This window comes from Ruegeria sp. R14_0, from assembly GCF_017743975.1.
Classification (GTDB): Bacteria; Pseudomonadota; Alphaproteobacteria; order Rhodobacterales; family Rhodobacteraceae; genus Ruegeria.
In genome coordinates this window covers 1-18,195 of record NZ_JAGHRC010000001.1, presented here as the reverse complement: position 1 = coordinate 18,195, position 18,195 = coordinate 1, and the positions used below count along the sequence as shown (strand labels likewise).

General features: G+C 59.0%; 20 protein-coding genes. 3 read left to right on the top strand and 17 right to left on the bottom strand.

Annotated features, from left to right (window positions below):
- The first annotated feature begins 52 nt into the window (after nt 1–52).
- Nucleotides 53–736: a DUF1045 domain-containing protein gene (locus tag J7416_RS00100; RefSeq protein ID WP_209221977.1), complete on the top strand. Its 684-nt coding sequence runs from the start codon at nt 53–55 to the stop codon at nt 734–736.
- On the opposite strand, the gene phnN is transcribed toward J7416_RS00100, so the two are convergent.
- The 8 genes from phnN to phnG all read right to left on the bottom strand — a co-directional run bounded on the left by phnN (nt 718) and on the right by phnG (nt 6,580).
- Nucleotides 718–1,266 (bottom strand): phosphonate metabolism protein/1,5-bisphosphokinase (PRPP-forming) PhnN, encoded by a 549-nt coding sequence (phnN, locus tag J7416_RS00095; RefSeq protein ID WP_209221976.1) that lies wholly within the window; start codon nt 1,264–1,266, stop codon nt 718–720. The genes J7416_RS00100 and phnN overlap by 19 nt on opposite strands.
- Nucleotides 1,263–1,946, bottom strand: a complete 684-nt coding sequence (gene phnL / locus J7416_RS00090; protein ID WP_209221975.1) for a phosphonate C-P lyase system protein PhnL — start codon at nt 1,944–1,946, stop codon at nt 1,263–1,265. The genes phnN and phnL overlap by 4 nt, the downstream gene beginning before the upstream one ends.
- Before the next feature lie 24 nt (nt 1,947–1,970).
- Nucleotides 1,971–2,741: a phosphonate C-P lyase system protein PhnK gene (gene phnK / locus J7416_RS00085; RefSeq protein WP_209221974.1), complete on the bottom strand. Its 771-nt coding sequence runs from the start codon at nt 2,739–2,741 to the stop codon at nt 1,971–1,973.
- Complete coding sequence (locus J7416_RS00080) at nt 2,738–3,598, bottom strand: alpha-D-ribose 1-methylphosphonate 5-phosphate C-P-lyase PhnJ (protein ID WP_209221973.1); 861 nt, start codon at nt 3,596–3,598, stop codon at nt 2,738–2,740. The genes phnK and J7416_RS00080 overlap by 4 nt, the downstream gene beginning before the upstream one ends.
- A 260-nt stretch (nt 3,599–3,858) precedes the next feature.
- Complete coding sequence (locus J7416_RS00075) at nt 3,859–4,455, bottom strand: HAD family phosphatase (protein ID WP_209221972.1); 597 nt, start codon at nt 4,453–4,455, stop codon at nt 3,859–3,861.
- A complete protein-coding gene (locus J7416_RS00070; RefSeq protein WP_209221971.1) occupies nt 4,452–5,543 on the bottom strand; it encodes a carbon-phosphorus lyase complex subunit PhnI in 1,092 nt (363 codons plus the stop codon). Before J7416_RS00070 ends, J7416_RS00075 begins: the two co-directional genes overlap by 4 nt.
- Before the next feature lie 3 nt (nt 5,544–5,546).
- Entirely contained in the window at nt 5,547–6,122 is a 576-nt protein-coding gene (gene phnH / locus J7416_RS00065) for a phosphonate C-P lyase system protein PhnH (RefSeq protein WP_209221970.1), read from the bottom strand.
- Nucleotides 6,122–6,580: a phosphonate C-P lyase system protein PhnG gene (gene phnG / locus J7416_RS00060; protein ID WP_209221969.1), complete on the bottom strand. Its 459-nt coding sequence runs from the start codon at nt 6,578–6,580 to the stop codon at nt 6,122–6,124. Before phnG ends, phnH begins: the two co-directional genes overlap by 1 nt.
- Before the next feature lie 103 nt (nt 6,581–6,683).
- On the opposite strand from phnG, the gene phnF reads away from it, so the two are divergent.
- Nucleotides 6,684–7,394 (top strand): phosphonate metabolism transcriptional regulator PhnF, encoded by a 711-nt coding sequence (gene phnF / locus J7416_RS00055; RefSeq protein WP_209221968.1) that lies wholly within the window; start codon nt 6,684–6,686, stop codon nt 7,392–7,394.
- A 158-nt stretch (nt 7,395–7,552) separates the two neighbouring features.
- Here phnF and J7416_RS00050 read toward each other — a convergent pair whose 3' ends face one another.
- From J7416_RS00050 to phnC, 5 genes are all read right to left on the bottom strand, one after another.
- Nucleotides 7,553–8,173: a chloramphenicol acetyltransferase gene (locus tag J7416_RS00050; RefSeq protein ID WP_209221967.1), complete on the bottom strand. Its 621-nt coding sequence runs from the start codon at nt 8,171–8,173 to the stop codon at nt 7,553–7,555.
- Nucleotides 8,174–8,190: 17 nt separating this feature from the next.
- Nucleotides 8,191–9,558, bottom strand: coding sequence for a phosphonate ABC transporter, permease protein PhnE (gene phnE / locus J7416_RS00045; protein ID WP_209221966.1), 1,368 nt, complete (start codon nt 9,556–9,558; stop codon nt 8,191–8,193).
- Entirely contained in the window at nt 9,555–10,436 is an 882-nt protein-coding gene (phnE, locus tag J7416_RS00040; protein ID WP_209221965.1) for a phosphonate ABC transporter, permease protein PhnE, read from the bottom strand. The genes phnE (J7416_RS00045) and phnE (J7416_RS00040) overlap by 4 nt, the downstream gene beginning before the upstream one ends.
- 67 nt (nt 10,437–10,503) lie before the next feature.
- Nucleotides 10,504–11,406, bottom strand: a complete 903-nt coding sequence (phnD, locus tag J7416_RS00035; protein ID WP_209221964.1) for a phosphonate ABC transporter substrate-binding protein — start codon at nt 11,404–11,406, stop codon at nt 10,504–10,506.
- Between the two features lie 67 nt (nt 11,407–11,473).
- A complete protein-coding gene (phnC, locus tag J7416_RS00030) occupies nt 11,474–12,295 on the bottom strand; it encodes a phosphonate ABC transporter ATP-binding protein (protein ID WP_209221963.1) in 822 nt (273 codons plus the stop codon).
- Between the two features lie 165 nt (nt 12,296–12,460).
- Between phnC and rpe the strand changes: the two genes are divergently transcribed.
- Nucleotides 12,461–13,150, top strand: coding sequence for a ribulose-phosphate 3-epimerase (gene rpe, locus J7416_RS00025; RefSeq protein ID WP_209221962.1), 690 nt, complete (start codon nt 12,461–12,463; stop codon nt 13,148–13,150).
- A 25-nt stretch (nt 13,151–13,175) separates the two neighbouring features.
- Here rpe and J7416_RS00020 read toward each other — a convergent pair whose 3' ends face one another.
- From J7416_RS00020 to J7416_RS00005, 4 genes are all read right to left on the bottom strand, one after another.
- On the bottom strand, nt 13,176–14,513 hold the full coding sequence (locus tag J7416_RS00020; protein ID WP_209221960.1) for a tetratricopeptide repeat protein: 1,338 nt from the start codon (nt 14,511–14,513) through the stop codon (nt 13,176–13,178).
- Nucleotides 14,514–14,641: 128 nt separating this feature from the next.
- Complete coding sequence (locus tag J7416_RS00015; protein ID WP_209221958.1) at nt 14,642–16,483, bottom strand: amidohydrolase; 1,842 nt, start codon at nt 16,481–16,483, stop codon at nt 14,642–14,644.
- A 90-nt stretch (nt 16,484–16,573) separates the two neighbouring features.
- Nucleotides 16,574–17,815, bottom strand: a complete 1,242-nt coding sequence (locus J7416_RS00010) for a membrane dipeptidase (protein WP_209221956.1) — start codon at nt 17,813–17,815, stop codon at nt 16,574–16,576.
- 309 nt (nt 17,816–18,124) lie between these two features.
- A partial coding sequence (locus J7416_RS00005; RefSeq protein WP_209223782.1) for a hypothetical protein occupies nt 18,125–18,195 on the bottom strand: 71 nt, incomplete at its 5' end.

Here is an 18,195-nt window from a genome sequence, read left to right as displayed (position 1 = left end):
CTGAACTTCACAAACTCTGAGCTATTGGGAAGGCCACGCATAGGAGGCCAATGTGACATTCACGCGATACGCGATCTATTTTGCGCCACCGGCCAAGGCCGAATGGACGAAATTTGCGACCCGATGGCTGGGTTGGGACATGGAAGCGGGGGCAGAGGTTGCCCACCCGGATATTGAGGGCATCGATGTCGCTGCCGTAACGCAGGTTCCGCGCAAGTACGGGCTTCACGCAACGATGAAGCCGCCGTTTCGCCTGAATGACGGCCAGTCTCTGGCTGATCTGCAATCCGCTTGCGAACGTTTGGCTACAACGCAACCCATCGTTACGCTCGACGGTTTGGACATCGCGCGCCTGGGCCGGTTTCTGGCGCTGCGGCCTCGGGGGGATACGGGCGGGCTGAACACGCTTGCAGCGGCTTGCGTGCGCGAGTTGGACAGCTTTCGCGCCCCTGCCCCTGCGGCCGAGCTGGAACGTCGCCGCGCTGCGGGTCTGACGCCGGAACAGGACGCCAATCTGACCCGCTGGGGCTATCCCTACGTGTTGGACACATTCCGCTTTCACATCACCCTCAGTGGCAAGCTGGAAAAGCCCACATTGGCAACGGTTAAGGTCGCCCTTGACGCGCAGCTGGTGCCGCTGCTGCCCAGCCCGTTTGCCATCAATGATCTGGCGCTGATGGGCGAGGCCGGGGATGGGCGGTTTCACCTGATCCAACGTTACGCCCTTTCCGGTTGAAGCGCGGCGAGGATCGCGTCAATCGTGGCGTCCAAAGCCCCGGAGTTGTCAACCTCAATCACCCGGTTCAACCCGTCCGACAGCGGCAGGCTGGCCCGCCCAAGACGCCGTGCCTGCTCGTTGGCGCTTTCACGCCCGCGCGCTGACAACCGTTGCGCCAGAACCTTCGCGTCCGCGGTCAGAGAGATCACGATCAGATCGCCAAAGACGTCCTGCGCCTGCCGCAATACCGAGCGGGACAGGTTGACCAGCACACCATCAGCCGTGTGTCGCAGCTCATCAATGTCCACCGGCACGCCGTAGTGCAGCCCATGCGCCGTCCAATGCAGCGCGAAGGCGCCGTCCAGCGCCATCTGCTCGAAAGTTTCAACAGATACCCGCTCGAAATCCTCACCCTCTTCCCCCTCAGGCCGGGTAATCACACGGCGCACCCGATGGATACCGGGCACCCGGGCGACAAGCGCCTCCATCACGCTGTCCTTGCCGACACCAGACGGACCGACAACCGCTATGACCGGCGCTAGGCTCATGCGGCCAGTCCCGGGGTGAATGCGGATACGTCAATCTCTCGATCACAGACCCGAGCGCGCGCCTCGACATCGTGGAAAATGCCGACGATGGCCGCACCGCGCGATTTGGCTTCTTCGATCAGCGACAACACCGTTTCGCGATTCTGCGCATCTAGCGACGCGGTCGGTTCATCCAACAGCATCGCGGGATACTCATGTGCAAATCCACGCGCGATATTAACGCGCTGTTGTTCGCCACCAGAAAAGGTCGTTGGGCTAAGTGTCCACAACCGTTCGGGAATGTTCAGCCGCGCCAGCAAACCTGCCGCCTTGTCCAGCGCTGCCTGCTTGCCGCACCCAACCGCCAGCAGCGGTTCGGCCACCACTTCAAGTGTCGGCACCCTGGGCACCACCCGCAGGAACTGACTGACATAGCCCAGCGTCTCACGCCGCAGCGCCAAAATCTCGCGTGGTTCAGCCTTGGCAACGTCCAGATCGCCCACCAAGACCTGCCCGGACGCCGCCAGATAGTTGCCATAGATCACACGCATCAGCGTTGATTTCCCTGCGCCCGACGCGCCGGTCAGGGCAACACACTCGCCGGGCACGACGTTCAGCGAAGCGCCCTCCATCACAGGAATGACCGTGCTACCCTGATTATGCAGGGTAAAGCTCTTGCTGACGTTGATAAGCTCAATCATGACACTTCATCTTTTCAAAAATACTCAAACCTGCAGAACGCTGGAAACCAGCAACTGCGTGTAGGCATGCTGTGGGTCGTCCAGAACCTGATCGGTCAGCCCGGCCTCGACCACATGGCCGTCCTTCATCACCATCAGCCGATCCGCCAAAAGGCGTACAACGGCCAGATCATGCGTGACGATAATCGCGCTCAGCCCCATCTCGCGCACCAGTCCCCGCAGCAGATCCAGCAAACGTGCCTGAACCGAGACATCCAGACCGCCCGTTGGCTCATCCATGAACACCAGCCTCGGCCCGGTCACCAGATTGCGCGCGATCTGCAGGCGCTGCTGCATCCCACCGGAAAACGCTGACGGGCGATCATCGACACGAGATGCGTCGATCTCGACCCGACCCAGCCAGTCAACGGCGCGGTCCCGAATGTCACCATAGTGGCGATCACCCACAGCCATCAGACGTTCGCCAATATTGCCGCCAGCACTGACCGACATACGCAAACCATCGCGCGCATGCTGGTGCACAAAAGCCCAGTCCGTGCGGCTGAGCATCCGACGCTCAGGCTCAGACATGGTCACCGTATCGACCGGCCCATCAGCGCGGGTGTCAAAAATGACCTGCCCCGCATCCGGTTCCAGATGACCGGCCATGCAGTTCAACAGGGTCGACTTGCCAGAGCCACTTTCGCCCACAATCCCCATCACCTCACCGGGGTAGAGATCGAAGCTCACATCCATGCAACCGATCCGCGCGCCATAGCGCTTTTCGATGCCTTTGACCTGCAACAGGGGGGTCATGCTGCGTTCTCCTCGGCCAGTCGGCCCTTGTGGCCCGCCTCGCGGCGCGACCGGCAGTAATCGGTGTCCGAGCAGACAAACATCCGGTTGCCTGCATCATCCATGATGACTTCGTCCAGATAGCTGTCTTCGGCCCCACACAGGTCACAGGGATGGTCTGCTTTGGTGGCCTCAAACGGGTAGTCCTCGAAATCCAGGCTGACGACCTTGGTGTGCGGCGGCACCGCGTAAATACGCTGTTCCCGCCCCGCTCCAAACAGCTGGATCGCGTCCATCTCAAGCTTTGGGTTGTCGAATTTCGGAATCGGGGACGGGTCCATCACGTAGCGGTCGGATACCATCACCGGATAGGCATATGAGGTCGAGATCGCCCCGTGCTGGCTGATGTCTTCGTACAGCTTCACATGCATCAGCCCGTATTCCTCGAGGCTGTGCATCTTGCGGGTCTCGGTCTCGCGTGGTTCCAGAAAGCGCAGTGGTTCCGGGATCGGAACCTGATACACGATGATCTGATCCTCGCGCAGCTTGGCCTCGGGGATACGGTGGCGCGTCTGGATGACCGTAGCTTTCTCGGTTTCCTCCGTCGTCTCAACACCTGCCGTGTTCTCAAAGAACTTGCGGATCGACACCGCATTGGTGGTGTCATCGGCACCCTGGTCGATCACTTTAAACGTGTCATCGGGCGTCAGTGTTGCGGCTGAAACCTGCACGCCACCTGTGCCCCAACCATAAGGCATCGGCATCTCTCGGCTGGCAAAAGGAACCTGATATCCGGGCACCGCCAGCCCTTTCAGAATAGCACGGCGGATCATTCGCTTGGTTTGTTCGTCCAAATATGCGAAGTTATACTCATTCATTTTGATGTATCACTTTGTTTTTTGGTGTATTTGTGGACGTATTTTGGTTAGGTGCGCTGTTATTGGCGCTTTTGCTTTATCTTTTCTTGCACTCTCGTCATTCGAAGCGGCGGCATCGCGCGCTAAAGCGGGACCTGAAGGGCGAATGGAGCTCGGTCGGATCCTGCGTAGACCCTCCGGGCGAGTGAAGTCTGCAACACCCCGTGGGTTGATCGGTCGGGTGATCCACCGGGATTTCCCGCTTGGGCATGTGTTCCGGATCATAGGAATCCCCGCTCAGACAGTGCGGCCTCCAACGCTTGCGGCGAGGTGAAATGGATTCCATCCATGCCCACTGCCTGCGCGCCTTGGACGTTGTGCAAACCGTCGTCGATGAACACACAGTCATGCGGAGCTATCCCTGCCCGTTCGCAGAGCATTTTGAAGATGCGTGCGTCAGGCTTCATGACACCTTCCCGCCCTGACACGACTAGCGTTCCGAAGACCTCCCCCAACCGGGGATGGACCTTTAGCCCTTCGGGCCAGGTTTCCGCCGACCAGTTTGTGATCGCATGGACCGGAGTACCCTGCGCCTTGAGCCGGTCCAGAATTTCCCAAGTTCCGTGGATCGGGGTTTCAACGGTACGGGTATAAAGCTCGACATAGGCTGCGAACAGGGATTGATCCTGCGGATCGTCCAGCTCTTTCGCCATGTCGGCAAAGCGCTCGCCATTGTCGCCGCGGGCATTGCGTTCGCGAAACCCGGTGCGTTCGATAAACGCGTGTGCGGCATCCTCAGACCCCAGCGCCTCGACCCAGGCCAAATGAGGCTGCCAGTCGATCAGCACGCCTCCGATGTCAAAGACCACAGCCTTCATTCTGCTGCCTCCTTCGGAGTGATCCGCTCTTCCGCTTCGCGGCGCAGTTTGCGGACCAGTTCCAGCTCGGACTGGAAATCCACGTAGTGGGGCAATTTGATATGTTCTAGGAACCCGGTGGCCTGAATGTTGTCTGCATGGCTGAGGACGAACTCTTCGTCCTGCGCCGGAGCGCCCAGATTGTCCTCGCCCAATTCCTCCCAACGCAACGCGCGATCGACCAGCGCCATGGCGATGGATTTCCGTTCAGACTGACCATAGACCAGGCCGTACCCACGCGTGAACTGCGGCGGCTCGGTTTTCGAGCCTTTGAATTGGTTAACCGTTTCGCATTCGGTCAGCTCAACCTCGCCGATGTCGATGGCAAACCCTAGCTCAGGGATGTCCATCTCAACCGCGACCTTGCCGATCCGCAGCTCGCCCACAAAAGCGTGGTTACGGGCATAGCCGCGCTGGGTCGAATAGGCCATGCCCAGCACAAACCCCTCATCCCCTCGGGTCAGGGACTGCAGGCGCAAGGGGCGGGTCGAGGGAAACTCCATCGGTTCGCGCGTCAGATCGCCCGGCGTATCTTCGTTGGCGGGTTCGTCCTGAATGATGTCCTCACCTTTCAGGAATTCGGTAATGTGGGGCGTGGTCTCAGTGCGAGGCTGCCCTGCTGGCGCGGCAGGAGCCTCGCCCTCTGCAGCCAGTTTGAAGTCCAAAAGGCGGTGCGTATAGTCGAATGTCGGTCCTAGGACCTGCCCACCCGGTGCATCCTTGAACGTCGCCGAGATGCGCCGATCACAGGCCATCTCACCGGTTTCGACCGGGTTCGAATATCCAAATCGCGGCAGGGTCGTGCGATAAGCCCGGATCAGAAAAATCGCCTCGATCAGATCGCCGCGCGCCTGTTTGATCGCAAGCGCTGCAAGATCAGGGTCATACAGAGACCCCTCGGCCATTACGCGGTTGACTGCAAGGCTCAACTGTTCGCGGATTTGCGCGATGCTCAGCTCGGCAATATCCGTTGGACCGCGCCGTTCTTCTGCCAACCAGGCGTGCGCGTTTTCGATAGCCTTTTCACCACCTTTGACTGCTACGTACATTGCTTAGGCCCCCGCACTGATCTGCGTGCTACGCGGCAGGGCTGCCACTTGGTCGCCGCAGGTGAAAAAGAAGTCACGCCCCAAAGGGTACAACGCCGCGTTGGCCTGTAGCGCCGGGACATCCGGCAGGTTCAGCCTTGCGGTGCCCTTGATCCCCGGCCCGCGCAGTTCGGCACCGGTCTGCTGCAGGTCGTCGCATTCGACAATCAGGGTCGCCGACCGGTCCGGGTATTCCGCCGTACCAATACGGTAAGTTCTCAACGACCCCAGTTCCGCCCACGTACCAACGGCAAAATCTGCCTCGGGCGCCTGCGCAAGATGCGCCCCGGTGTGGAATGTCAGCCACTCGCGCACGGCGTCCGTATTGGTCGCTCCGGCCAAATGAACTTTGGTGTCCGGATCACATAGCGTCAAAAGCAACGTACCCGCCGCGACAGACAGCGGTTCTGGTGGTTGACCACCGTTCAACTCACGAATCTCACCCGGTCGGGCCATCACGGTCATTGCAGCGCGGAATGCATGTGCGGCCTGGACCGGAGCATTCTGAAACCCGCCTGAAAACTGAGTTTGCACGGACATCAATCCTCTCCCCGTACCATGGTGAAAAACTCGACCTTGGTTGCGGCAGCTTTGGCCGCGCGGTCGGATTTGACGGCCTGCATCTGATCCTTGAGTGGGGTGATGACCTGGTCGCGCACTTCGTCCGCAGCAGCTGTTTGCATCAACGCGTCGATCAGCGCCGCCGCCTCGGCCTTAGACCTGGACCGGCCCTGCACATATGCGTGCCCAACCGTTCCATCCTCGAGCACCAACGAACAGCGCGTAACCGTCATTTCGCCGACATTGAACGGAGCACCCGTACCTCCGGCGCGTCCGCGCACCATCACGCCGCCCACTTCGGGACGACGTAGCCACTCAAAACGGGGATGCGCTTTGTATTCTTCCCATAGCGCCATCAATGCACCTTCGGGCGCGCGCGCCATCAGACCCATCCAGCCCTGCCGCGCCACATTCGAAATTTCTGTTTGATCTGCCATCAAAGCCTCTTGGCCAGGTTGTCTATTTTAACTATACAACTAGACAAATATTACCTGCGACCGCAGTGACTCGCAATCCGTAACCTTGTGAAGTTTTGATGACATGAGAAAAACACCCGTCTGGAAAGGCATCGCCCTGAGCCTGACCTCGGACATCGCCGAAGGCCGTTACAACACCGGTGACCGCCTGCCGACCGAGGCGCAACTGGCGGCAAAACACGGGGTTAATCGCCATACGGTGCGGCGCGCCCTGTCTGATCTGTCAGAGCAGGGTTTGGTCCATGCGCGCCGCGGGGCTGGCGTTTTCGTGGCGGCTCAACCCACGGACTACGCGATCGGCAAACGCGTGCGGTATCACAAAAGTATCTCTGCCAGCGGCAAGATCCCGGGAAAGAGAATCCTGACCCTGACGACCCGCGCGGCAGATGAGGCCGAGGCTGAGGCGTTGCAGATCAATGCAGGCGATCAGGTTCATGTTTATGACGGGTTGTCTTTGGCGGATGGGCAGCCCATCGGTTTGTTCCAAAGTGTTTTTCCCGCGGATCGCCTGCCTGACATCCTTGATGCACTGTCAGAAACCCAGTCAGTCACCAAAGCCTTGCAAAGATGCGGGGTCGAGGACTACACACGTGTTTCAACGCGACTGACAGCGCGTGCCGCAACAGCAACCCAGGCCCTACACTTGCGACTGACCGAAGGCGCGCCGGTTCTGTTTTCCGTAGGCGTAAACGCTGACCCGAACGGACTGCCCGTCGAGTATGGTCGGACCGTGTTCGCCGGAGACCGTGTCACACTGACCCTGAACGAGGGTTAAGTTTCGCCGGCACTCCCGCACGTCTTCGACCTCCTGACGGAGGTCTCATCCCGTTGGGCCCGGCGCCGCGCACAGCGCGGCGCCGGGCCCAAGACCGCCAGACCGTATCGGCAAAGCCGATGCAGACGCGGGCGCGGGAGCTTTCGTTTGATAGGCACTCACGCCGTTTCGTATTTTTCCAGAAATGCCTCGGCATTCAGCGCACGAAAATCCGGCAGGGCGGCACGCAGACGGTCGTTGTCCCAATCCCACCAAGCCAATTCTATCATGCGCTCGGCTACCCCCGGTGAGTATCGGTCGCGAATGGGTTCAGCGGTTACGCCGCCGACAATGGTATAGGGCGCAACATCTTTGGTGACGATCGCCCCCGAAGCGATCACCGCGCCGTGGCTAATGGTGACTTCGGGCTTGATAATCGCTGCATGTCCGATCCATGTGTCGTGGCCGATCACAGTCACGCGGCTTGCGCGATGTTTGAACCACTCGGCGTCGTCCTCGGCGTCATCCCAATAATCCGCCGAGCGGTACAGGAAATGGTGCAGCGAAGCTTTCTCCATCGGATGATCCGTTGCACCAATCCGCGAGAAGCTGGCTATGTTTGCGAATTTACCGATCCGCGCATTCGCGATGTCACAGGTCCGGTCGCAATAGGAATAATCCCCGAACTCTGAATTCGCCACACGTGTTCCCGCGCCGATTTCTACGAACGCGCCAAACGCGCTGTTGGTGATACTGCAATCAGGATGAACAAACGGCTGATCGGAGCGCAGTCGCGGCATGGTCTTGATGTCCTGGTTCACGGCAGCGGGAAAGATTTCGCTTTAGGGTCCTTAGCCTTCCGCTTTTTGCCGGTCTCGCCCTGGATCAGCCGCCGACGCAGCCAGCCCGAGAACCAATCCATCAGCATCACCATCAGGATAATCAGGACGATGTAATAGGCGACCTCTTCCCAATCCTTCTGCGTGATGATTGCCTGCGTCAGCAGCAGGCCAATACCACCGCCCGTAATCGCACCAATCACCGTGGCGCTGCGGGTGTTGGACTCAAGGAAGTAAAGCAGCTGGCTCAGCAACACTGGCGTCACTTGCGGGATCACACCAAAGCGATAACGCTGCGGTGCATTCGCGCCTGTGGACTGAACCCCTTCGATCTGCTTCTGATCGACGTTTTCCAACGCTTCCGAGAATATCTTGCCGAAAGTGCCCGTATCCGTCACCAGCATGGCCAACGCGCCGGTCAATGGTCCGGGTCCGAATGCCCGCGCCAGAATAACTGTCCAGATCAGTGCATCCACGCCGCGCACAAAATCAAAGATGCGGCGTGTAGCAAACCTCAGCGATCTCAGCGGGTTGAAGTTGCGGGCCGCCATAAAGGCCAATGGCAACGCCACCATGGCTGCACCAAACGTGCCAAGGAACGCCATCAGGATGGTTTCAAAAATCGCCCAAGCGACGTCCTGATGCCGCCACATCTTGTTGGTCCAGAAATCGTTGAAGATCTCTCCGGCCTCACCTTGGGCCGCCTTGCCGGCCAATTCCGAGAAGGACTTGCCGTAATACGGGCTGTCGAGTGTGAACCAGAACAGCTCCCAGCCATTGAAATAGCGAAACACCTCGGACCTGTTGCGGGTCACCGTCAGGCGGCCAGCATCAGTGGTGATCGCCATCCGGTTCTTCGAGACATTGATCCATTCGGGGATTTCGCCCGCCGGCAGTTCGGCCTGGACACCCGCGGAACGGGTTGGGGTGGCGCGGACAGTGCCATAGCCAGGGATGTCATATTCCACGGTCTCAGGGCCAAAGCGCACGACATGCCCGTCTTCCAGGTCGATCACTGTGGTCTCGCCCAGGCTCACCCAATCTGGGGCCTGCCCGTCCGGGTAGCGACCTTTGCGTTCGCCTTCGACGGCCGCCGAAACCTCGCCTGTGCGGTTATCGCGCTCGATATGGGTTTTGTAGCTGTAGCTGTCCGCAATCAACGTCTTCCCGTTTTGCCAGTTTGCGCGCTCGGCCAGTCCGGGCACATCGAAGGCGAAGAACACATAGACCAGATAGGCCAGAACCAGCGCGGGCAGGCCAAAGTTGGTCAGGCGTTTGCGGTTGAACAGACGATCAGCCTCGGCCTTCAGCTCGTCAATGGACAGGTCGGTGGCGAAGGTGCTCATGCCCGCGCTCCTTTTTCGGAACCGTGGGTCAAACGCTCGCGCAGCAGACCCGAGATTTGATCGACGACAACGATTGTGACGAACAGCAGAAGAAAGATCGCGGCGGCCTCGTCATAGCGACCCTGCCCCCAGGACATCGAGTTCCGCAGCTCATAGCCCAGACCACCCGCACCAACGAAACCCAGAATGGCTGAAGCGCGAATGTTAATCTCGAACCGCAACAGCGCATAGCTGACATAGTTCGGACCAACCTGAGGGATCACACCCAGATACATCCGCTGTGACCAGTTGGCACCCACCGAGTGCAGTCCCTCGACCGGTTTCAGCGAGGCGTTCTCGTTCACCTCGGAAAATAGTTTGCCCAGCGCACCTGCGGTATGGATAGCGATGGCGATCATCGCAGGAACCGGGCCGCCGCCCAAAACAAAGATCAACACCAGCGCGATCACGATCTCAGGCACCGCGCGGCAGATATCGGCGATGCGGCGGAACAGTGGGATCAGCGACGGCCACAGCGCCATGCCGCGGGTCGACATCAGCGCAAGAAACGTGCCGACAATCGTTCCGATCAGGGTTGAGGCTGCAGCGATGTTGATGGTCTCGACCAGCGCCGGAAAGAACTTGACCAGATTGGCGGGCAGCAAGTCGATCTTTTCCCACGCCTCGGATAACACCTCGGCCGGGTAGTCAAAGATCCGATGCCAGCCATCGGCAAAGCTGCCCGCGTTGCGGCTGTCGGCGGTGCGGAACCCGGCGGCCATCAGGGCCACGAATACGATCAGAAGGATACCACCATAGACCCGCTTGCGTCGTGTCATCTCGGTATAGTCGGACCGGATCTGGTCGACGCTGGGGGACCCTGCGGTCAGGTCTGTCATGGAATGCTCCTGAGTGGAAAAACGGGGCCCGGTTTTCCACCGGACCCCGATCATTGGATATGCAGGCTTAGTTGGACTTCAGCTTGCGCGCTTCGATGATGATTTCGTAAGCGTCATGCGTGATCGGCTCGAACGCACGGGCCTCGCCCGCCGCAACGCCGTAGAAGCAATCACGGTCTTTGTCAGCCAGACCAGCCATCAGGGCCGTCATCTTTTCTTTGACGTCTGCGGGCAGAGCTTTGCGCAGAACGATGGGACCTTCGGGGATCGGCTTGGATTTCCAAATCTCGACCATGTCGTTCATGTCGACCAGACCGGCATCCACGGCACGGCGCAGAGCACCCGACTGATAGCCATCTTCCCAGTCGCCCAGACCGTCGGCCCAGGTGACGCCACCATCAACGTCGCCGTTGTTCACGGCAACGATGGTCTGTTCGTGACCGCCGGTGAATTTCACTTCACCAAAGTAGTCGCCCGAGTCCATGGTCGCGCCGGTGGCCTGCGGAATTTCAATCGACGGGATCAGGTAGCCCGAAGTCGAGTTGGGATCGCCGAAGCCAAAGGTCTTGCCCTTCATGTCATCCAGCGAGGTGATGCCGCTGTCTTTGCGGGCAAATCCGATCGAGTAATAGCCATAACCGCCATCGGTGTTGACCTTGACCAGTACCGGCTCAACCGCTTCGGCGTCGCTCAGGTAGGTTTTTGCGTAGCTCGATGCGCCCAGCCACGCCATGTCGATGGTGCCGCCCAGCAGGCCCTGGATCACACCGTCATAATCGGCAGGCGCGAACAGCTTGGTTTCGACGCCCAGCGCCTCTTGGGTGTATTCGCGCAGGCATTCGTTGTTGTTCAAACGGTCCTGAGCGTTCTCGCCGCCCAGAATACCGATGCGGAATTCGTTGATTTCCTGAGCCATGGCCGGTGCGGCCAGTGCAGTTGTGGCCACCAGGGCAGCAATCAGTTTTTTCATCTGTCTCTCTCTCCGGGTTGATGTGCCGGCCTTTCATCGGCCGGTCGATGAAAGGGGTGAAAGGGGCTTAGATGGTGGCCTCGGCTTCCATCAGCGCCTTCTGGGTCGCGTCCAGCGTATCGATCTCGGTCGAGGTCGCCTCTTCCGAGAAGCTGGCATCGGCCCCATAGATTTCGCGGGCCACACCGGTTGTCAGCTGCTCGGGCAAGCCGTCGAACACGACACGTCCATCGCGCATGCCGACCACGCGGTCACAATAGCGCCGGGCGGTGTCCAGCGTGTGCAGGTTGGCAATGACGGTGCGACCGTCCTCTTCGTGGATGCGGCGCAGTGCCTGCATCACGACCTGCGCGTTCATCGGGTCGAGCGACGCGATGGGTTCGTCCGCCAGAATAATGCTGGGGTCCTGCATCAGGGCGCGTGCAATGGCGACCCGCTGTTGCTGACCACCCGACAGGGCTTCGGCCCGTTTGGGCGCGTGCTCGGCGATGCCAAGGCGATCAAGAATGTCGATCGCGCGGTGGATGTCTTCCATCGGGAACAGGTTGAACATGGTCGCCAGCGTCGAGTGGCGGTTCAGCGTGCCATGCAGCACGTTCGAGACCACATCCATGCGGGGCACAAGATTGAACTGCTGAAAGATCATCGCGCAATCGGCCTGCCATGCGCGTTTGTCACGGCCCTTCAGCTTGGTAACATCGCGGCCCTCGAACAGAATCTCACCGTTGCTTGCATCGGTCAGGCGATTGATCATCCGCAACAGGGTCGACTTACCCGCGCCGGACCGACCGATGATGCCTATCATACAGGGCTTGTCCACATCCAGCGTCGCTGCGTCAACGGCGACATTCTCGCCGAAGCGTTTCGTCAGATTCTCAATGCGCAGCACTTGCCACCCCCAATTCGTGTTGGCGGTCAGCTACAGATGCGATTCAACGGTTGTGTGTCGATTGGGTGAAAGTTTTGTAAACGCCGCTGCGACCCAATGGGCCTACCCATCGCCGCATATCGCCGCTATATGCGGTGCCAACACGCTATCTACATGAGGCCAGCCATGAGCTTTGACCGCAGCATCAAGATCGCCCCGTCGATCCTGTCCGCCGATTTTGCCAATTTCGGAGCCGAGATTCAGGCCATCGAAGCGCAGGGGGCTGATTGGGTCCATGTCGACGTGATGGATGGCCATTTTGTGCCTAACCTGACCTTTGGCCCCCCGGCCGTTAAGGCGTTCCGCCCGCATGTCAAAACGGTCATGGACGTGCATTTGATGATAACACCGGTTGATCCCTATATTCAGGCCTATGCCGACGCCGGGGCGGACATCCTGACCGCCCATGTCGAGGCTGGGCCACACACGCACCGCACGATGCAGGCCATCCGCGCAGCTGGCCTGAAAGCCGGCGTGGCGCTGAACCCGGGCACGCCAGCTGAGGCGGTCGAGCACCTTTTGGACCTGACCGATCTGGTCTGTGTGATGACCGTGAACCCCGGCTTTGGAGGTCAGAAGTTCATCGACATGACTGACAAGGTCCGCAAGCTGCGCGCGATGATCGGCGATCGTCCCGTTCACATCGAAATTGATGGCGGCGTTGATCCCAAGACCGCACCGCTGGTTGCCGCAGCGGGTGCGGACGTGCTGGTCGCCGGATCAGCGGTGTTCAAAGGCGGCTCGGTCCAGAACCCTGATGTCTATGGCCAGAACATCACAGCGGTACGCAACGCAGCGGAATCAGCGCTGGGATAAGTCGCACGGACAGTAACGTGGCGCGCTAGTTCGAGCGCGGCACGTCGCGCAGGCCCTCATTGCCATACCGGGCGCGCATCATGATGGCCTGCAGAAATCGCCCCTCGGCCACCAGCGCCGAGAGGAAGTCGCCAAGGTAATCCTCCGGCAAACCTGCCTGGCTGGCTGCATCGAAAGCTGCCTCTGCTTCATCGAACCTGCCCTCGGCGACCATCACCAAAGCGTTTGTGTATTGTTCAAACTCGCCGCCGGGGTACAGATCTAACGCGCGCTCAATGGCCGCGCGCGCCTCCTCGGTGTGTTCTAACCACAAGGCAATATCTGCGTGCAGGCGATGGTCAAAGCGATCCGCGCCCTCGAGCGCCACGCTGCGCCGGATGTGAAACAGTGCGGCCGGATAATCGAGGTCATCCGCGAACAGACTGGCCCGCCAGTACAGCAGATAAGACCCCGGTCCGGCCCGGTTCTCAGCCTCTTCCAAAACCAAGTGCGCCTTCGCGCGTTGCCCCAGATCGGACAGCGCCCGCGCCTTGCGCACATAGCCATCCGCGTCGTTGGGTTTGGCGGCGATCACTGCTTCGGCATCCTTGAGCGCCTGTTTAGGCCGATCCAGCATCAGCAAGATCAGGGACCGCCGCGACAGGGCAGAAACAAAATCCGGCTTCAGGTCCAAAGTCCGGCTGATCGGATCAAACGCGGCTTCCCACTTATCCTGCTCGGTCAGGACAAAGGCCATGCCATAGGCAGCGTAAGGGTCATAGGGGTCAAGATCGCTGGCCTTTTGAAACAGCTCAAACGCCTCGTCCAACCGATGTTGATCCACAAGCCTCCAGGCCAGTTCACGCATCGCCCAAGTGTATTCGGGGTTCAGCGCCAGCGCGGTCTGCATCATCTGATCGAATTCCGCAAAATCCACCTGCCCGGCCCGTCGCGCGCTGGCCGCGAGCCCAGCCATGTTGCCGGCGCTCGGCTTGCGCGACGCCGCCTTCCGGAACAGGTTGGCCGCCTCTGGGAAAGCGTCTTTGCTATACAGAACCCATGCCCGCCCCTGCAGCCCGACCTCAGCATTCGGATCCAGGTTCAGGATTTCGGCAAACGCCTCCTCAGCTTTGTCCAGGGCATCAAGATCGTAGTAAGCCCAGCCCAGCTTATCCAACATTTCGATGCGCTGTCGGTCAGACGCACCTATGCCGCCCAGCCCGTGCTGGCAGATCTCGATCATCCGCTCTGGCGTGTCGCTTTGTTCCAGACAGGCCGACACATAAGTGGACTGAGAATCTGTCAGCAACGGCTTCGCGACTCCCGCGCTGGCGATCAGGCCAAACACTGCTGAAAGGGCGAATTTAGGTAACGATCTGATCATGCTGCTGCGCTTCTTTGTTTCCACAAAGAACATACCGACAAATGTGATCATAAAAAGGCCGCTTGGCGCGAAGCGGCCTAAAACACTAGACAAGCTCGACACTCATAAAGCGTCGAATAGGTCTGGTGTCACTGCACCTTGCCTTGATCAATCGCCAACCAAGGCTGTTCCACCTGCATTCCCTGATAAATCGCATGCAGAAACACATGCGCCAAAACCGGGTCATTCGAAAATGGCGAGTGGTTGAGCCTGCCCTCTCGGACACCTTCTTCAGCCTGATATACGACAGCATCCTCCTTGATCGTCGACAGCACCTTCAACTGCGCAAGTGTTTCGGGGTTTATCGCCGTCGGGTCGTCGGACAGGATGACAAAATCGGCAACCTTGCCGACCTCGATCGACCCCTTGTCATCTTCCTCAAAATGCTGCCACGCGGGCCAGAGCGTCATCGCCTTGAGCGCTGTCATGACATCGACGCGCTGATGTGGCCCCAGAATATCCCCCGACCGGGTTCTGCGCGTAACAGTTGCGGCCAGCACGCGCATACTGTCCGGCAGCGCGACTGGCGCGTCATGATGGGTGCCAAACATCATGTCTCTTTCGCGAATCCAGCCCGCGGGTGAGATGTTTTCGGCGTTCACCGGACCGACCGTGTGGTCGCGATGCCAATCTCCCCAATAGAAAGTATGCATTGGGAATATCGACGGAAACACACCCAGACGTTTGAAACTCGCCACCTGATCCTCGCGCAGGAACTGGCCGTGGATCAACACGGGTCGATTACCTGGGTCGCCATACTTCATCTGGGCGACCTCAAGCGCCGCGATGAGCATATCCGACGCGCCCTCGCCGTTCGAGTGGACCAGAATCTGGATGCTGTTCTCGTAACACCAGTTCACGGCATCCTGCAGCTGATCCATCGTGATCGCTGCATAGCCAGCATACCCCGCCGGATACGCGCCGACCGGATCATAATATGGGCGATCTCTAAGCGCCGTGAACCCCTGCGGTGATCCATCAATGGTCAGCTTGCAGCCGCCGACCCGCACCCGGTCCTGATAGTCGCGCGACACGTTTGCGCCAATAAAATCACGCGATTCCAGAACATCCGGGAAGGCGACGATATCAATGGGCAGACCGTCTTCGGCTCCTACCTTCTGCAAGGCCTGAACAATCTGACCGGAAGACCGCCCCTCTTGCCCGGTTGTGTACCCGTATTTCGCCCACAGGTCGCTGCCGGCACGCGCAAAGGCAATCATGCCCTCTTCGCCCAGATTGCTCAGCATCGGTACCAGAACTGCGAAAAAGGCATATTCTTCAAGCACCCCATTGAGCCGCCCGCTTTCATCCCGCTGGATGACCCCACCCGGAGGGGCCTCAGAGCTTTCCGTGATACCCGCGATTTCCAGAGCTTTCGAATTTGCCACGCCGAGGTGGCCGGACTGATGAACGATCACGATGGGCAAGTCGGCGGAAACCGCGTCTAATTCATCGCGAGTTGGATGGCGCAGCTCTTTCAGTTGCGCGTTATCATAGCCGAACCCGATGATCATCTGCACCTGGTCTACAACCTCGGCGTTATCCGCGACCCACTCGGACAGCGCGGCCTGCAAGCTGGCAATGTCGGTGACTTCCCCATCAGGTGGTGCCAGCAGGTTGGCGGACAAAGCCTGAAGACCACCCATCACCACATGACCGTGACTATCCACAAAGCCCGGAAGCATGGCGCGCCCGGCCAAATCAAAGGCGCGCGTGTCATCGCCCCGCAGGTCCGCGATCTCCTCAAGGGAGCCTACGGCCAGAATACGGCCGTCCCTGACGGCAACGGCCTCAGCCGTGGGTTGATCATCATTGATCGTCAGAATAGGCCCGCCAGAATAGATCGTGTCCGCAGTTTGTTGAGCGAGGGCGGAACCGGCAGAGATAGCCGCACAAGCCGTCACCAGAACTGAGAGCGATGAAATGTTCATTTTACGACCTCTTTCCTGCTTAAAATGCAATGAATTCACTTTAACCCAGTTTTCCGAACCTGCAGAGAATGCACGACTGCGACCCGGGGTTCAGCGGGTCGGGAAAAGCTCTCTGAACTCCTCTCGCATACGCAAACGTTCCGGATACTCTTCAAGAAACTGCTGCGGAGGTTTCCCTTCCCAGACCTGAGCGAAAACACGCATTTTGTTGCCGCCATAGATCTTGGCGAGATCTTCGTTGGAGTATCCACGCGCCCACAAGTCATCCGTTACGGCAGCCAATATCTTGGCCAACTCGCCGTTGCCCGTGGCCCCTTTGTTGAACGCATCAATCATGTAACCACCGTCGTCATACATGCTGGCATTTGCCGTCGCGAATTGGACGACAAGTTCGGTCGAGAACATGTCATCCGTCGCTATGCCAACATGGTCCACGCCAACCAGCTGCACATAGTAATCAATCATGTCAGCAGCTTGTTTGGGCGAAATATCCTCTGGCCAAACGCCGTCCATCATCCATTCCGTGAATGTCGGAGAGACATAGCCACCCGATTTGGCCGCCCGCAACGCTTCATCGTCGGGAATGGCCCGGTAACACCCTTTTGTCGTCGCATTGGGCTCGTTCGCGTACAGCCCCGCAGGAACCGAGTGTGTATACACGTAAGGCACACCTGGATAGTTCTCATCCATATAGTCCATGGCATCGTTGGCCGTTTTGGAACCCGTGTGGCTTAGGTCCAACAGGATGCCGAACCGTACCATTTCATCGATCACTGACTCACCCCAGGGTGTCAGACCGATGTCGCGCCCGTTATAGGCCGCCAACTGCCCCGAGCCGGTACGGAAAATGTCGTTATAGGCCAGGATCATACTCTTGATCCCCATATCCTTGAGCAATGCCATCTTTTTGAGATCACCGTTCAGGATTGTGGCCGTTTGGCTGTTCCAGATGACAGCTGTCTTGCCTTGAATATGGGCGGCTTCGATATCGCGTGTTTCGTTTACGATCAGAAAGTTCTCAGGTTGCTCTGCCATAGCCGCGCGATAGTGGTAGTGCTGCTCGAGCAGGGTTTCAAAGGACATGTCCGCCGCAGCCAAGGTCATCTCATGCCCGGTAATGCCGTTTTCCCGAGCGAGTTCAAAATAGTCATGAAGCTGATCGTACTCAGTCCAGCCGGTACCGTAGGGGCTGGCCAACATGCCAAGGACGATCGTGTCCTTCACAAACTGCTTCGCCTCGTCGGACGCGTCCCACGTCTTGCTTTCTTCGCTGGCCCATACCGGAGTTGTGCTGGCCAAAACGAGGCTCAAGATGATCGCGGTTACCTTCATGACGGAGCTCCTCAACACTAACTTGCTTTAGGAATAATGCATGCGCCTCGGCCGTGATGATAGTACGAAATGTAATTCATGAATTTATAGGTAACAAAAAAGGCCGCCCCAGATTGAGACGGCCTTCTTGAGTTCAACGGGGTGGGCTCTCATTGCTCTGTCAGAGCAACTGCCGCCCACCAGTCGGCAAAGCCGACTTACTCGATGATTTTCGACACAGTCTTTATTGGGCCTCTCGGGATTATTAAATTCAAACAAAAAGGGCGTCCCGAGGGACGCCCTTTTCGTTCGATCATTCGCTTGCGCGAATTATTCAATAATCTTCGACACAACGCCGGCGCCGACGGTGCGGCCGCCTTCGCGGATGGCGAAACGCAGGC

What these genes read in the sequence shown, in the direction of transcription:
- phnN (WP_209221976.1), bottom strand. Translation starts at nt 1,266, where the DNA reads ATGAGCCTAGCGCCGGTCATAGCGGTTGTCGGTCCGTCTGGTGTCGGC.
- phnL (WP_209221975.1), bottom strand. Translation starts at nt 1,946, where the DNA reads ATGATTGAGCTTATCAACGTCAGCAAGAGCTTTACCCTGCATAATCAG.
- phnK (WP_209221974.1), bottom strand. Translation starts at nt 2,741, where the DNA reads ATGACCCCCCTGTTGCAGGTCAAAGGCATCGAAAAGCGCTATGGCGCG.
- J7416_RS00080 (WP_209221973.1), bottom strand. Translation starts at nt 3,598, where the DNA reads ATGAATGAGTATAACTTCGCATATTTGGACGAACAAACCAAGCGAATG.
- J7416_RS00075 (WP_209221972.1), bottom strand. Translation starts at nt 4,455, where the DNA reads ATGAAGGCTGTGGTCTTTGACATCGGAGGCGTGCTGATCGACTGGCAG.
- J7416_RS00070 (WP_209221971.1), bottom strand. Translation starts at nt 5,543, where the DNA reads ATGTACGTAGCAGTCAAAGGTGGTGAAAAGGCTATCGAAAACGCGCAC.
- phnH (WP_209221970.1), bottom strand. Translation starts at nt 6,122, where the DNA reads ATGTCCGTGCAAACTCAGTTTTCAGGCGGGTTTCAGAATGCTCCGGTC.
- phnG (WP_209221969.1), bottom strand. Translation starts at nt 6,580, where the DNA reads ATGGCAGATCAAACAGAAATTTCGAATGTGGCGCGGCAGGGCTGGATG.
- phnF (WP_209221968.1), top strand. Translation starts at nt 6,684, where the DNA reads ATGAGAAAAACACCCGTCTGGAAAGGCATCGCCCTGAGCCTGACCTCG.
- J7416_RS00050 (WP_209221967.1), bottom strand. Translation starts at nt 8,173, where the DNA reads ATGCCGCGACTGCGCTCCGATCAGCCGTTTGTTCATCCTGATTGCAGT.
- phnE (WP_209221966.1), bottom strand. Translation starts at nt 9,558, where the DNA reads ATGAGCACCTTCGCCACCGACCTGTCCATTGACGAGCTGAAGGCCGAG.
- phnE (WP_209221965.1), bottom strand. Translation starts at nt 10,436, where the DNA reads ATGACAGACCTGACCGCAGGGTCCCCCAGCGTCGACCAGATCCGGTCC.
- phnD (WP_209221964.1), bottom strand. Translation starts at nt 11,406, where the DNA reads ATGAAAAAACTGATTGCTGCCCTGGTGGCCACAACTGCACTGGCCGCA.
- rpe (WP_209221962.1), top strand. Translation starts at nt 12,461, where the DNA reads ATGAGCTTTGACCGCAGCATCAAGATCGCCCCGTCGATCCTGTCCGCC.
- J7416_RS00020 (WP_209221960.1), bottom strand. Translation starts at nt 14,513, where the DNA reads ATGATCAGATCGTTACCTAAATTCGCCCTTTCAGCAGTGTTTGGCCTG.
- J7416_RS00015 (WP_209221958.1), bottom strand. Translation starts at nt 16,483, where the DNA reads ATGAACATTTCATCGCTCTCAGTTCTGGTGACGGCTTGTGCGGCTATC.
- J7416_RS00010 (WP_209221956.1), bottom strand. Translation starts at nt 17,815, where the DNA reads ATGAAGGTAACCGCGATCATCTTGAGCCTCGTTTTGGCCAGCACAACT.